The 14,140-nt window shown below is 51.3% G+C and carries 12 protein-coding genes; all 12 read right to left on the bottom strand.

The window, feature by feature from the left end:
• Positions 1-22: 22 nt before the first annotated feature.
• Complete coding sequence (locus LKD71_RS01295; protein WP_178045188.1) at positions 23-1,459, bottom strand: acyl-CoA carboxylase subunit beta; 1,437 nt, start codon at positions 1,457-1,459, stop codon at positions 23-25.
• Between the two features lie 150 nt (positions 1,460-1,609).
• Positions 1,610-2,809 (bottom strand): D-alanyl-D-alanine carboxypeptidase family protein, encoded by a 1,200-nt coding sequence (locus LKD71_RS01290; protein WP_227614048.1) that lies wholly within the window; start codon positions 2,807-2,809, stop codon positions 1,610-1,612.
• A 60-nt stretch (positions 2,810-2,869) separates the two neighbouring features.
• On the bottom strand, positions 2,870-3,439 hold the full coding sequence (gene scpB / locus LKD71_RS01285) for an SMC-Scp complex subunit ScpB (protein ID WP_227614047.1): 570 nt from the start codon (positions 3,437-3,439) through the stop codon (positions 2,870-2,872).
• A 12-nt stretch (positions 3,440-3,451) separates the two neighbouring features.
• Positions 3,452-4,240, bottom strand: coding sequence for a segregation and condensation protein A (locus tag LKD71_RS01280; RefSeq protein ID WP_178045191.1), 789 nt, complete (start codon positions 4,238-4,240; stop codon positions 3,452-3,454).
• 71 nt (positions 4,241-4,311) lie between these two features.
• Complete coding sequence (locus tag LKD71_RS01275) at positions 4,312-5,094, bottom strand: metallophosphoesterase (protein ID WP_227614046.1); 783 nt, start codon at positions 5,092-5,094, stop codon at positions 4,312-4,314.
• A gap of 31 nt (positions 5,095-5,125) precedes the next feature.
• A complete protein-coding gene (locus LKD71_RS01270) occupies positions 5,126-6,328 on the bottom strand; it encodes a D-alanyl-D-alanine carboxypeptidase family protein (protein WP_227614045.1) in 1,203 nt (400 codons plus the stop codon).
• A gap of 124 nt (positions 6,329-6,452) precedes the next feature.
• On the bottom strand, positions 6,453-6,629 hold the full coding sequence (gene rpsU, locus LKD71_RS01265; RefSeq protein ID WP_004054229.1) for a 30S ribosomal protein S21: 177 nt from the start codon (positions 6,627-6,629) through the stop codon (positions 6,453-6,455).
• 137 nt (positions 6,630-6,766) lie between these two features.
• Entirely contained in the window at positions 6,767-9,409 is a 2,643-nt protein-coding gene (gene alaS / locus LKD71_RS01260; RefSeq protein ID WP_331466347.1) for an alanine--tRNA ligase, read from the bottom strand.
• A 26-nt stretch (positions 9,410-9,435) separates the two neighbouring features.
• Entirely contained in the window at positions 9,436-10,668 is a 1,233-nt protein-coding gene (gene tyrS / locus LKD71_RS01255) for a tyrosine--tRNA ligase (RefSeq protein WP_178047075.1), read from the bottom strand.
• Positions 10,669-10,776: 108 nt separating this feature from the next.
• A complete protein-coding gene (gene rnhA, locus LKD71_RS01250) occupies positions 10,777-11,250 on the bottom strand; it encodes a ribonuclease HI (protein ID WP_227614044.1) in 474 nt (157 codons plus the stop codon).
• Entirely contained in the window at positions 11,251-12,960 is a 1,710-nt protein-coding gene (locus LKD71_RS01245) for a MutS-related protein (RefSeq protein ID WP_227614043.1), read from the bottom strand.
• A 75-nt stretch (positions 12,961-13,035) separates the two neighbouring features.
• On the bottom strand, positions 13,036-14,076 hold the full coding sequence (locus tag LKD71_RS01240; protein WP_178047078.1) for a 3-deoxy-7-phosphoheptulonate synthase: 1,041 nt from the start codon (positions 14,074-14,076) through the stop codon (positions 13,036-13,038).
• Positions 14,077-14,140: the final 64 nt, after the last annotated feature.

Genomic DNA, 14,140 nt, shown 5'->3' with positions numbered 1-14,140 from the left:
TCCTTCATATTATCCACCTCTCTTAAACCGTGCCGTGTTTCTTGCCGGGGCGGTCTTCTCTCTTTGTGAATAACATTTCAAAGGCTCCGATCAGATACTTTCTGGTATCCTTCGCGTCGATGATCGTATCAACATAGCCTCTCTTTGCTGCGGAAAGAGCACTGGACTGAAGTGCTGCGTACTCAGCTGCCTTCTCGTTGATTACAGCTGCATCCTCGCCGTCATACATGATCTTGGCTGCGGATCTTGCATCCATCATACCGATCTCTGCATTCTCCCAGGCATAGGTCATATCTGCGCCCAGAGCTTTGCTGTTCATGATGGTGTAAACGCTTCCGAATGCTTTGCCGGTGATCACGTTTACCTTGGCAACAGTAGCGTCAGCGAAAGCATAGGTAAGCTCTGCTGCTGCGTTGGCGATGCATCTCTCGGAATGCAGATCTGCCTTGAAACCGGTGAGATTGGTCAGAGTCAGAACCGGGATCTCGAAAGCGTCACAGAATTTCACGAATTTTGCAGCCTTTCTTGCTCCTCTTGCGGTCAGGACATCTGCGTATTTCTCAGCCACATTGCCATCCTCGTCGTAGCTCTCGGTACGGTTTCCAACTACGCCGACCGTCATGCCGTTCAGACGGATGAAACCGGTTGCCATCTCTTTGGCGTAAGCAGCCTTGGTCTCTACGAATACATGGTCGTCGCCGATCTCGGAACAGATCACAGCGGGATCTCCAACTGCATTCTCAAGAGTCTCGGAAGCACGGTTCAGATCGTCGGTGCATTCCTCGTAGGACATGTCATCCTCGTTGTTGGACGGAAGCATGGATACCAGCTCACGGATACCAGCGTAGATCTCATCCTCGCTGCCGGTGAAGTCTACAAGTCCTGCGTCCTCACTCTGGAATTTAGCGGAAGCGGTGTCACATTTGGACTCGTGGTTGCCATCCAGTGCGTTGGGGGAGTTTACGAAAAGTTTTGCTTTCTTGGACTCCATGAAAGTGAAGTCGGTCAGTGCCGGAACCAGTGCCAGTCCGCCGCCGCAGGTGCCGAATACAGCTGTGATCTGCGGAATTACACCAGAGGCAAGGGTCTGTTTCAGGTAGATCTCACCGAAAGCGTTCAGCGCATCGGTAGCTTCCTGAAGACGGATACCGGCGCAGTCGATCAGACCGATAACCGGAGCTCCCATTTTCATTGCCATATCATACAGGGCAGTGATCTTCTTTGCGTGCATTTCACCGATGGTACCGCCTAAAACGGATGCGTCCTGGCTGTAAACGTAAACCAGATTTCCGTCGATGACACCATATCCGGTAACAACGCCATCTCCTGGGGTCTCTTTTTCATGCATGTTGAAATCTGTTGATCTGGCTGTAACGTATCCACCGATTTCAACAAAACTGTTCTCATCAAGCAGAGCGTTGATACGTGTGCTTGCCAAGCTTTGTGATGTGTTACTCATTCTTAGCCCTCCATTTGTAAAAGATTTACTATGAAAACTGTTGAAATTAAATTTTCAGCCGATTATAATTTTAGCCTGTTTCGGACAAAATAGCAAGCCTTTTGTCATATTTTTATCTCTTCTTATTATTATACCTTCCGGCCTATCTGTTTATAATTCCAGATATTGTTCAAAAATTTTCAAGAAGCACCAGGAAAAATCCTTTTTTTTAACGGTTTTGCCCGCTGTTATCGGACAGACGGCGATCTCTTCCCCATTCAGTAAGAGAACTGCCTTTCCTTCCTCCTCGCCGGCAGCCACCGGAGCTGCAAGACTCCTGGGCAGAGTCACCTGTAGTTTCACTTCATCTTTCCCGGAAAGCAGAAGCTGGAGGCTCTTTTCCCCGGATAAAAGAAGGGGCACCTCTGCCGTCTCATCGATCCCCTGGCCCGGCAGGATTCCCTCCTCCACCGCTACCTCACCGAAATTCTCCGGAAACGTCAGCGTATCGTACTGATAGGCAGACAAGCCATAGGAAAACAGTGCCCTGGCATCGCTCCATTTATAAGTCTTATTGTTCGGCCAGCCGCAGGCCAGAAGGGCAATGACGAAAGTACGTTCTCCATCTTTCAGCGCCCCCACATAACAGTAGCCGGCCTTCCCCGTAAAGCCTGTTTTTCCCGTCAGGGCCCCATCCATCATGGAAAGAAAGGCATTGTGGTTGACGCAGGAATAACTCCTGTTCCCGGCAAGGTTGAAAAAGGTCTTCTCCCCCGTCCGCGTAATCTTCAGGAACTCTTCCCGTTTCGGGGATTCCTGAATACAGTAGCGGAGAATCCGTGCCAGATCGGCAGCTGTGGTCTCGTGGGCTCCCTCCGCATCCTCCCAGTCAAGACCGTTCGGCGAGACAAAATGCGTCTCCCTGCAGCCGATCTCCTTCGCCTTTTCGTTCATCGCCTTCGCAAAGGCCGCCGTGCTCCCGGAAATCGCCTCTGCCACGGCCACCGCCGTATCGTTGTGGCTCTCCAGCATCAGGGAATAGAGGAGATCCCCCAGATGAAAATTCTCGCCTTCTGCCGCCCCCAGATGGACCTCCGGCTGTTTTACCGCCTCCTCCGAAAAAACAACTTCCTGTTCCGGCTCGCCTTTTTCCAGGGCCAGGATGCAGGTGAGGATCTTCGTGGTGCTCGCATTGGCCAGTTTTTCCTCCCCGTTTTTGTCAAAAAGAATACGCCCGGAATCCGCATCCATCAGGACCGCAGACCGGGCATAAAGCGTTCCCGGCTCCTCCATTTCCTCTGCCCGCACAAAGCAGGGCAGAATCACGAGAAACAAAAGCCAGAACAGCAGATATTTTTTTATTTTTTTCATCGACACAGCTCCTTCGGCAGCTTCTTTCAAAACTATATGCCCGAAAAAGCAGCGGTATGCTCACACGTTGAGGCGAAGTTCCACCTCTTCCTCGGCCTCCGCCTTGAAGTCCTCCACCTGAACCGGGTTGATGGCCGGCAGCTCCTCCAGGGATTGCACGCCGAAATTCCGCAGGAATTCCTCCGTGGTACCAAAAAGAATGGGCCGCCCCGGAGCGTCCAGCCGCCCAAGTTCCCGGATCAGATTGTACTCAATGAGCTTATTGATCGCGTGGTCGCACTTGACTCCGCGGATCTTCTCAATCTCGATCTTTGTCACCGGCTGTTTGTAGGCCACGATGGAAAGCGTCTCCATGGCCACGTCGGAAAGCGCCGGTTTCTTCGGATGCTTCGCGATCCGGATGAGATCGTCATAGTATTCTTTTTTCGTACAGAGCTGAAAGGAATGATCCAGCTCGATGATCTGGATACCTCTCTCCTTCTTCTGATAATCCTTCATCATTTTCCGGATGGTCTCCAGCGTGGTCTCCGGATCCTCCCCGATGGCCTCGGCAATCCGGTTCAGCTCCACCGCGTCCCCCATTGTAAAAAGGATAGCTTCAATGGCCGCTTTTCGCTTTTTCTCTTCCAAAAGTGTCTCTCCTTATGTAAAATCTGACTCGAAGGTCCGGCCCGGCGTGTCGTCCGCGTCCTCTCTCCAGTCAATCAGAATATCGTCAAAGGTATGTTCCTGGACAATGGAGATTTTTCCCATCTTCATGAGCTCCAGAATCACAAGAAAGGTGATTACCATCTGCATTTTCGTATGCCCGGCCCCAAGAAGCTCCCGGAAGCTTACATGACGTTTCCGCTTGATGCAGCTCTCCACATAGATCCATTTTTCATCCATGTCCACTTCTTCTTTTTCCAGCGTTCCGAAGGTGCTTCGGATGGGGTCGATCCGGTCGTTCTGCCGCTTCATGATGGCCTTGAACAGGCTGTGAAGCTTCGAGAGCGTCACGCCCTCCAGAAGCTCCGCCGGATCAATTTCCGGCCGGTAAGCCCGGACCTCAGCGGGAATCGTCGGCTCCTTGTACATCACATAGGCCGCGTCCGCCTGCATATCCCGAAGCTCGTAGGACATATATTTGTAGAGCTTGTACTCCAGAAGCTGTTCCACCAGCTCCTGACGGGGATCCTCCTCCTCGCCTTCCTCGTTGATCTCTTTTGGAAGGAGCATTTTAGACTTGATGGCCAGAAGGGTGGCCGCCATCAGAAGGAACTCGCTCATCACATTCAGATCCTGCCGCTGCATTTCATGGATGTACTCCATGTACTGAGCGGTAATCTCCACGATGGGAATGTCATAAATATTTACTTTGTTTTTGTCAATCAGATGCAGAAGAAGATCCAAAGGACCCTCAAATGCCTCCAGTTTTACGGGAATTCCCATCTTTCCAGTTTCCTCTCCGCTTTCTTGTATCGGGTACTATTCTACCTCATAAAGGTGGTTTTTGTAAAGGCTCAGCCGTGCCAGATCAGTATTGGAAGCTCCGCCGGATTGAAAAACCGCGGCGAGATCGTGTGGTCTCCCAGGCCTGCGCTGACACAGAGCGTGTGCCCCTCCTCCTCAAAAACACCTCTGTCATACTTCGGAAAAAGCTGGAACTGGGGGCTGATGACGCCGCCGATCCCCGGAATCCGTATATAACCGCCGTGAAGATGGCCGGAAAACGTAAGATCTGCTCCCCATTCCTTATAAACAGAGAAAAACATCGGGTTGTGGGCCAGAAGCACGGTCTCAGTTTCCGGATCTTTCTCCCCCAGATGACTTTTCAACTCTTCCAGGGAAGGTATTTTCCGGTTGAAACGGCTGAAATAAGAGATCTCCGCCTCATAACCGGCGATCATCAGTTTCCTGCCATTTTTCTCAAAGGGTACAGACTTATTATTCAGAACCTCCACGCCGTTTTTCCAGAGCCCGTAGATAAAATGCTTGTAAACCGGCCGGAAATCCTCCGTCGCCTCATAGCGGCTCTCGTGGTTTCCGTTGCTGAAAAACACCGGATATTTCGCTGTGAGCTCCTTAAAAAACGCGAAGGTCTTCCTGTTGATGCCGGGCTTTCCCACAATCATATCGCCACTCACGACCACCAGATCCGGATCTGCCTCATAAATCGCCTCCAGAAGGCCTTCCTGGTTTTCCCCGTAAAAGCAGCCGTGAAGATCGCTTAAATGAGCGAACGTCAGCGCCGCTTTCCCCGTATCTTTTCCCGTCTCATAGCGGACGGTCCGAAAACTCTTCATGTACCTTATGCCCCCTTTTCTTTATTATGTATCAGATACTCTGGTATCTTTCCCAGAGTTTTTTCAGATAATCCAAAAATTCCGCCTTTTCCACTGATTCTCCTGCGAGGATAGGCACTTCCCCCAGGATCTCTCCGTTCAGGCGGTAGACCACTTTTCCCACAGCCTCCCCTTTTTCGATAGGAGCTGTAAGTTCCTCCTCAAGAAGGACTTCCTTTTCTATCGCCGAAAAATCCACGCCTTTTGTGTCGAGATACCGGAAGCCTTCCTGATATTTGCAGGGAACCGTCTCCGTAACGCCGCCCCGGACCTTTGTCTCCGGGAGCGCATCCCGGTTCTCATCCACATAGAGGCGGCAGCTGCCGAAACCGTAGTTCAGAAGCTCCGCCGCATTCCGGAATCTCGTCTTGGAGTCCGGACCGGCCATGATGACGCTGATGAGCCGGATGCCGTTCCGCTCCGCCGTGGCGGAAATACAAAAAAGCGCCTTGCTGGTACTTCCGGTCTTGAGACCGTCGCAGCCGTCATAGCTTCTTAAAAGCTTGTTGGTATTGGTCAGGCCGAACTCGCTGCTGCCCCGGGCCGTCATGTGGGTGATGTTTTCCATCCAGATCTTCGTATAGTCAAAAACTTCCGGATATTTCGTGATCAGCTCCTGGGACATGAGGGCAATATCCCTCGGCGTCGTGTAGTGGTCCTCCGAATCCGTGAGACCGCAGCAGTCCGTGAAATGGGTGTTTTTCATGCCCAGCTCCGCCGCCTTCTGATTCATCTGGTTCACAAACTCGCCCTCGCTCCCCGCCACATATTCCGCCATGGCCACCGCCGAATCGTTACCTGAGGCCACCATGATACATTTAAGCAGGGTCTCCACGGTCTGCTTCTCTCCCTCTTCCAGAAAGACCTGGGAGCCGCCCATGGATTTGGCGTGGGCGCTGGTGACGACCTCGTCGGTAAGCTGAATCTTTCCTTTTTCAAGGTTCTCAAAGATCAGAAGGGCCGTCATGATCTTCGTCACGCTCGCAGGGCTCCGCCTGGTGTCCGCATCCTTCTCATAAATCACCGTCCCGGTAGAAGCCTCCATGAGAAAAGCTCCCGGAGATTCGATGGCAAGGCTGTTGCTCTGCTCCTCCGCCCCGTAGACCCGAAGACCCACATTCCCGAAAATCAGGGAAATTCCCAGCCAGAGCACCAGCCCATAAACCGCACAGCCTGTTCGTTTTCTTTTTTTCATACCTTTCCTGCCTTCTTTCCGCCTGTATATCACAATATAAGAAACTCAGGAAAAGTTTATGCCTGTTTTATGACACGAAAAAAGCCTCTGAGCGAATCAACTCAGAGGCTTTTGCCTGCACAGATTAGTTATACTTACGTTTCCGGGCAGCTTCAGATTTCTTTTTACGTCTTACGCTCGGTTTCTCGTAATGCTCTCTCTTACGAATCTCCTGCTGAATACCAGCCTTCGCGCAGTTTCTCTTAAAACGACGTAAAGCGCTGTCCAGTGTCTCGTTTTCTTTTACGATTACATTTGACATTGTCTCACACCTAACCTCCCTCCAGTTGTAAATTGTGCATCATAATACAACTGTCTGGGTATTTTAATTGCACTGATAAGAATTATACCACATTTTTTTCATCCGTCAACTACTTTTTTCTGGTTTTTCGGATTTTTTTAGTGGATCTGCTCTCCCAGAAGTTCAGCTGCTGCTTTCAGAGCCTCATCGATCATCTCCGGTTTCTTTCCGCCGGCCTGAGCCATGTTCGGACGTCCGCCGCCGCCGCCGCCAACGATGGCAGCCATGCCTTTGATGAGGTTTCCTGCGTGAGCGCCCTGTTTCATAGCGCCGTCAGTTGCCATGGCCAGAAGGCTTACCTTGCCGTCTTTGTCGGAAGCAAGGACAACCACGCCCTCGCCCAGCTTCTCTTTCAGCTGGTCGCCCAGGTCACGGAGACCGTTCATATCCACGTCAGCCAGTTTTGCTGCGAGAAGTTTCACGCCTTTAATCTCCTGTACCTGATCCATAACATCGCCCAGAGCATCCTTTGCAAGCTTGCTCTTCAGAGCCTCATTCTCGCTGTGGAGTGCTTTCACCTCGCCCTGGAGATGAGCAATCTTGTTCTCCAGCTCAGCCGGAGTGGTCTTTAAGAGGGCGCTGGCACGGTTCAGACGATCCTCCAGCTCCTGATAATATGCGAAAACTCCGTCGCCGGTCAGGGCCTCGATACGGCGTACGCCTGCTGCAATTCCTGTCTCGGAAACGATCTTGAAGACGCTGATCACGCCGGTATTTGCTACATGGGTACCTCCGCAGAGCTCTTTGGAGAAGTCTCCCATGGATACGACTCTTACATTCTCGCCGTATTTCTCACCAAAGAGGGCCATAGCGCCTGTCTTCTTGGCAGACTCCACATCCATGACCTCGGTGACAACCGGAAGATTTGCCTGGATCTCTTTATTTACCAGAGCCTCTACCTTCTCGATCTCTTCCTTGGTCATCGGCTGGAAATGAGCGAAGTCAAAACGCAGTCTGTCCGGAGTTACGAGAGAACCTTTCTGCTCTACATGAGAACCGAGAACGGTCTTCAGTGCTTTCTGGAGCAGATGGGTGGCGCTGTGGTTTTTGCTGGTGTTGGCGCGGGCTGCTGCGTCAACGGAAAGAGTCACCTCGTCGCCGACCTTGAACATGCCTTTTACCACATGGCCCACATGGCCGATCTTGCCGCCCAGCAGTTTGATTGTGTCTTCCACAACAAACTCTGCGCCATCGCCGATACGGATCACACCGATATCGCCGGTCTGTCCGCCCATGGTAGCATAGAACGGAGTCTCGTCCACGAAAATGGTTCCGTGTTCGCCATCGGAAATTGCCTCTGTCACCTCGGTATCTGTAGTCAGAACAGAGATTTTGGAGTTGTGCTCCAGATGATCGTAGCCTGCGAAAGTGCTGGTGATCTTCGGATCGATCTCGTCATATACCGTAGCGTCAGCTCCCATATAGTTGGTGGTCTGACGGGCATTTCTTGCTTTGGTACGCTGCTCTTCCATTGCTGCACGGAAGCCTTCCTCGTCCACGCCGCAGCCTTTCTCCTCGAGGATCTCTTTGGTCAGATCCAGCGGGAAGCCGTAGGTATCGTAGAGAGTGAACGCGTCTTTTCCATCGAGAGTGGTCTTTCCTTCCTCCTTCATGGAAGCTTCCAGATTGGAAAGGATGCTTAAGCCCTGGTCGATGGTCTTATTGAATTTCTCCTCTTCCTGGCTCAGCACCTTGAAGATGAAGTTCTTCTTCTCCTCGAGTTCCGGATATCCGTCTTTGCTGTCCTCGATCACGGTAGCGGAAAGCTCTGCCAGGAACTGTTTGTCGATGCCGAGCAATCTTCCGTGACGGGCAGCGCGACGGATCAGACGGCGAAGTACATAGCCTCTTCCCTCATTGGTGGGCATGATACCGTCGGAGATCATGAAGGTAGCGGAACGGATATGGTCGGTAATCAGACGGATAGAAACATCCTTCTTCGGATCGGTCTCATAAGTTACGCCGGCCAGAGCGCAGACTTTATTTCTCAGATTCTGGATCGTATCCACATCGAAAATGGAATCCACATCCTGAACGACAACAGCCAGACGCTCCAGACCCATACCGGTATCGATGTTCTTCTGGATCAGGTCGGTGTAATGACCCTCGCCGTCGTTGTTGAACTGGCTGAATACGTTGTTCCATACTTCCATGTAACGGTCGCAGTCACAGCCTACGGTACAGCCCGGTTTGCCACAGCCGTATTTTTCTCCGCGGTCATAGTAGATCTCAGAACAGGGGCCGCAGGGACCTGCGCCGTGCTCCCAGAAGTTGTCCTCTTTTCCGAAACGGAAGATACGCTCCGGAGCGATGCCGATCTCTTTGTTCCAGATATCGAAAGCCTCATCGTCATCCTGGTAGATGGAGGGATAGAGACGGTCCGGATCCAGGCCTACGACCTGAGTCAGGAACTCCCAGCTCCATGCGATGGCTTCATGTTTGAAATAATCGCCGAAGGAGAAGTTACCCAGCATCTCAAAGAAGGTGCCGTGACGGGCAGTCTTACCTACGTTCTCAATATCGCCCGTACGGATACATTTCTGACAGGTGGTCACTCTGCGTCTCGGCGGGATCTCAGCTCCTGTGAAGTAGGGTTTGAGGGGAGCCATTCCTGAGTTGATCAGAAGCAGGCTCTTGTCGTTATGGGGTACAAGAGAGAAACTTTTCATTGCCAGATGTCCTTTGCTCTCGAAGAACTCCAGGAACATCCGGCGAAGTTCGTTTACGCCGTATTTTTTCACAATAAATCCTCCATTCAAACGCTGTATTACTCAGCGGCTTTTATCTGATGAAATCCTTTTTTACCTTTTTTGATAACCAGAGCGCCCTCTTCATCGAAGTCTGCAGTAGTAAATACCCGGGCGAAATCGGTGATCTTCTCATCGTTTACGGTTACGCCGCCCTGCTGGATCAGACGACGTCCCTCGGAACGGTTCTTAGCCAGTTTGGTGTCAACCAGAAGAGTGATCAGGTCTTTTCCTTCCTCCAGCTCTGCCTTCGGATAGGTAGTAGTGGGCATGTCTGCGCTCTTAGTGCCGTGAACGAAAATGCTCTTGGCTGCTACCTGCGCCTTCTCTGCCTCTTCCTGGCCGTGAACGATCTTGGTGGTCTCATAGGCCAGAACCTCTTTGGCCTTGTTGATGTCCGCACCCTCAAGAGCGCCGAGCCTGCGTACGTCTTCCATCGGAAGGAAGGTCAGGAGACCTAAGCACTCCTCAACTTTTACATCCTCGATGTTTCTCCAGTACTGATAAAACTCGTAAGGAGAGGTCTTGTTCGGATCCAGCCAGAGCGCACCCTTCATGGTTTTGCCCATCTTGATGCCCTCGCTGGTAGTCAGCAGTTTGAAGGTCAGACCGAAGGCCGGTTTCTGCTCTTTTCTTCTGATCAGCTCCACGCCACCGATGATGTTAGACCACTGGTCGTTTCCGCCCATCTCCAGCTGACAGTTATACAGCTGATTCAGTTTCCAGAAATCGTAGGACTGCATAATCATATAGTTGAACTCGAAGAAGGTAAGTCCTCTCTCCATTCTCTGTTTGTAGCACTCTGCGGTAAGCATACGGTTTACGGAAAAATGCACGCCCACCTCGCGGAGCAGCTGAACGTAGTTCAGATCCAGCAGCCAGTCTGCATTGTTGGCAACGATGGCTTTTCCATCAGAGAAATCAATAAAATGGGACAGCTGCTCGTGGAAACGCTCTGCATTGTGCTCGATAGTCTCCCGGGTCAGCATGGAACGCATGTCGGATTTACCGCTCGGGTCGCCGATCATGGTGGTACCGCCGCCTAACAGGGCGATGGGACGATGGCCGGCGTTCTGCATGTGTTTCATGGCCATAATGGTCAGGAAATGGCCGGCTGTCAGGCTGTCTGCCGTGGCATCAAAACCAATATAGAAGGTAACTTTTTCCTTTCCCAGAAGATCGCGGACCTCTGCGTGAGTCTCCTGCTCCAGGAAGCCTCTCTCCTTCAGAATATCGTAAACATTTGTTGACATGAACTTACTCCTCCTAGCCTTTTTTCGTTTTTGAAAAAGGATTTTTATTCACAATACCTACTAATATAGCATATGGCCAGCGTTTTTTCAACTAGGCCGCCGCAATTTTTATACCCCCTGATCCACGATCCGGTTGTCGCCGTCCGCCGCCTGGGTGGCCAGAGCATCACAGCGCTCGTTTTCCGGGTGGCCCGCATGGCCTTTTACCCAGATGAACGTAACCTGATGGGGTTCCTTCGCCGCCAGGAGGCGTTTCCAGAGATCCACATTTTTCACTGGCTCTTTTTTCCCTCGGGTCCAGCCTTTTTTGATCCAGCCGTCGATCCAGTGCTCGTTGAAGGCCTTGATGAGATACTGGGAGTCGGAATAAAGCTCCACCTCGCAGGGCTTTTTCAGGGCTTCCAGGCCCACGATCGCCGCCATAAGTTCCATCCGGTTGTTGGTGGTCCGGACATAGCCCTGGCTGAACTCTCTTTCGTGTAAGGCTCCTTTCGGATCCACATACTTTAAAACGGCTCCGTAGCCGCCCGGCCCGTCGGGATTTCCTCTCGCGGAGCCGTCTGTATAGATTCTTACCAGCATTTACGCTTCCTCCTGTCTCCATTCGCCTGTCTCAAGAAAATGATCTGCCATGTTCTGCGCCTTCTCGATCAGCTTCGGATCGTATCCCATAACGCCAAGAAGCTTGATGGCGTTTCGGGAAACCGCTCTTCCCTTGAAAAGGCGATAATTAAAGAGCACATCATTGTCCCGGACTTCTTCTTCAAAATGATAATTGTCATATCCCTTTTCCAGGATATGGGTGAGTTCGATATCGTGAGTGGCCGCAAAGCAGAGGATATCCTCCCTCTCCATGCTCTCGAGAATTTCCGACGAGGCCGCGATCCGCTCTACGGTGTTGGTGCCCCTTAAGACCTCATCCACAAAGCAAAGGATCGGTATTTTCCCATCTGCCGCATTGAGAATCCGCTTCAGAGACTTGATCTCCACGATGAAATAACTCTCTTTTCCTGCCAGATCGTCCCGGAGGGCCATGGAAGTGCAGATCCGGAAAAAATTGCCCTTCCAGGAGTCCGCCATACAGGTATCGATAGTCTGGGCAAGAATCGCATTGACGGCCACCGTCTTTAAAAACGTGGATTTTCCGGAGGCGTTGGAGCCTGTGAGCAGGACGCCGCGCTCTGCTGTGATGGAATTTTTCACCGGATCGGGAATCAGCGGATGAAATACATTTTCACAGGAAAGAGAAGTCCGGCCGCCTTTCTTAAGCTCCGGAATACAATAGCTTCCTTCTGCCAGCGTCCGGAAAGAGGCCAGCGCCGTGGCGCACTCGAGGGCTCCCACCGCGTCGATGAGACCTTCCAGATCATCCATATGAGCCGCCAGCTCCCGGATCACCGTGTTGAACTCAATGAGATCCAGATGGAACGTATAATTGATATAGTCAAAAAATACTTTCGTCAGCTCTCCATTCTCTCCGGCATTTCCACCCACCACGAAATGGGTACTCCGTTTCAGTTTCCGGAGGAGTTTTCCCGCCTGAACGATCTTTTCCTGATAATTTTTCAGCTCCGGCGCATCTATTTTCCCGAAAGATTCTGATTCTTTCAAAATCTGGATGAGACAGCTGCAGGACCGGAGAAAAGGCTCTATGCGCTTCTTTTTCCTATAATAATAGTACCAGCTTCCGAACATCACTGCCAGGAAAAGGAGCACGCCAAAGGCCGCATTGATAAAAATACTGCCAAAAGAAACAACCACAGCGATGATCCAGACAAATTCCGGCCAGACCGCTTCGGGTTTCAGCTCCGCCAGATTGTAGATATAATCAAACATGGACTGACTTCCGGTCTTTCCGATTCTGGCAAAGCGGTACTCCATCTTTTCCCGTGCCTCCGGGTGTGTCCGGAAATACTCGATGAGGCGGTTGCGCTCCTTTAAGGTCTCTTCCTCCATGGCGGGCATCCGCAGAAGGCAGTAGAGATAGCTCTCTCCGATGCAGGACCAGGTGTGATTGAGAAGCATGAAAATCCGGTCCATATCCAGGTCATTCCAGGTGATGTCGTCGATGACCGGCAGGCCTTCTTTTTTCCGGTGAACATAATAATGGGAAATAGCGTCAAACTCTTCCATGGAGTATTCCCGTTCCGGCCACTGACCGTAAGTTTTCCGGATTTTCCCGAAAACCCGTTTTCTGCTCTTACAGGTCTCCCAGACCGCGAAGGCCGCAAAGGCGATAAAACCCAGAATCAAAAGAAACGCTATAGTCCGGTTATCACTGTTTACATTCATAAGAAATCCCCCTTTCTTGCAGAGAAAAAGAAGCCATGCCTTTTTCATGAAGACACGGCTTCCGGTTTGTTCCGTTTATTTCTCGCACATCTTGTAGATCGTGTGGATCAGCTGCTCGGATTCCGGCCAGCCAAGGCAGGGATCGGTGATCGATTTTCCATAAATATGCTCTCCCTGACCGATTTTCTGATTTCCGGGCTCGATATAGCTTTCGATCATAACACCCTTGACCAGAGTTTTCAGTTCCTCATTGACATTTCTGCTGTGAAGCACTTCTTTGACGATACGGACCTGCTCGGCGTACTGCTTGTTGGAGTTGGAATGGTTGGCATCCACGATCACTGCCGGATTTTCCAGCTTACGCTCCTTATAAAGCTCCAGAAGAAGCTTCAGATCCTCGTAATGATAGTTGGGGATGCAGTTGCCGTGCTTGTTCACTGCGCCACGCAAAATGGTATGTGTCAAGGGATTTCCGGTAGTCTTCACTTCCCAGTCACGGTAAATGAACGTATGTCCATGCTGTGCCGCAACTACGGAGTTCAACATGACGGAAAGGTCGCCACTGGTGGGATTCTTCATTCCTGCGGGGATATCCATGCCGCTGACCACCAGACGGTGCTGCTGGTTCTCCACGGAACGGGCTCCGATGGCCACATAGGAAAGGATATCAGAAAGGTAACGCCAGTTTTCCGGATAGAGCATCTCATCTGCTGCGGTGAGTCCGGTCTCCTCAATGGCGCGCATATGCAGTTTACGGATAGCCACCAGACCTGCCAGCACGTCCGGTTTTTTCTCAGGGTCCGGCTGATGGAGAAGGCCTTTGTAACCCTCGCCGGTGGTTCTCGGTTTATTGGTATAGATACGCGGGATCAGAAGCAGACGGTCGCCCACCTGATCCTGGACTTTCGCCAGTCTTCCCACATAATCACATACGGAATCTTCATTGTCTGCGGAGCAGGGGCCGATGATCACCAGAAATCGGTCGGACTTCCCTGTAAATATATCTTTGATCTCCTGATCTCTCTGTGCCTTCACACGGGCAATCTTCTCTGTGATCGGATACTGAAGTCGAATTTCTTCCGGAGTGGGAAGTTTTGTCACAAATTCAAAGCTCATAATCATTCTCCTCTTTATCTAAAGTATGATATCCAGGAACGACAGTTAGCGTTTTAAAACCTGA

Origin of the sequence: Fusicatenibacter faecihominis, assembly GCF_020686945.1 — a bacterium.
In the GTDB taxonomy this organism is placed as follows: Bacteria; Bacillota; Clostridia; order Lachnospirales; family Lachnospiraceae; genus Limivivens; species Limivivens faecihominis.
Note: the sequence above shows the minus strand (reverse complement) of the source record. Positions and strands in the feature narration are given on the sequence as shown.

Excerpts from the sequence above, each read along its gene's own strand:
- LKD71_RS01245 (WP_227614043.1), bottom strand. The coding sequence starts at position 12,960 with ATGAATGTAAACAGTGATAACCGGACTATAGCGTTTCTTTTGATTCTG.
- tyrS (WP_178047075.1), bottom strand. The coding sequence starts at position 10,668 with ATGTCAACAAATGTTTACGATATTCTGAAGGAGAGAGGCTTCCTGGAG.
- LKD71_RS01240 (WP_178047078.1), bottom strand. The coding sequence starts at position 14,076 with ATGAGCTTTGAATTTGTGACAAAACTTCCCACTCCGGAAGAAATTCGA.
- LKD71_RS01280 (WP_178045191.1), bottom strand. The coding sequence starts at position 4,240 with ATGGGAATTCCCGTAAAACTGGAGGCATTTGAGGGTCCTTTGGATCTT.
- LKD71_RS01275 (WP_227614046.1), bottom strand. The coding sequence starts at position 5,094 with ATGAAGAGTTTTCGGACCGTCCGCTATGAGACGGGAAAAGATACGGGG.
- LKD71_RS01295 (WP_178045188.1), bottom strand. The coding sequence starts at position 1,459 with ATGAGTAACACATCACAAAGCTTGGCAAGCACACGTATCAACGCTCTG.
- rpsU (WP_004054229.1), bottom strand. The coding sequence starts at position 6,629 with ATGTCAAATGTAATCGTAAAAGAAAACGAGACACTGGACAGCGCTTTA.
- LKD71_RS01270 (WP_227614045.1), bottom strand. The coding sequence starts at position 6,328 with ATGAAAAAAAGAAAACGAACAGGCTGTGCGGTTTATGGGCTGGTGCTC.
- rnhA (WP_227614044.1), bottom strand. The coding sequence starts at position 11,250 with ATGCTGGTAAGAATCTATACAGACGGCTCCGCGAGAGGAAATCCCGAC.
- LKD71_RS01290 (WP_227614048.1), bottom strand. The coding sequence starts at position 2,809 with ATGAAAAAAATAAAAAAATATCTGCTGTTCTGGCTTTTGTTTCTCGTG.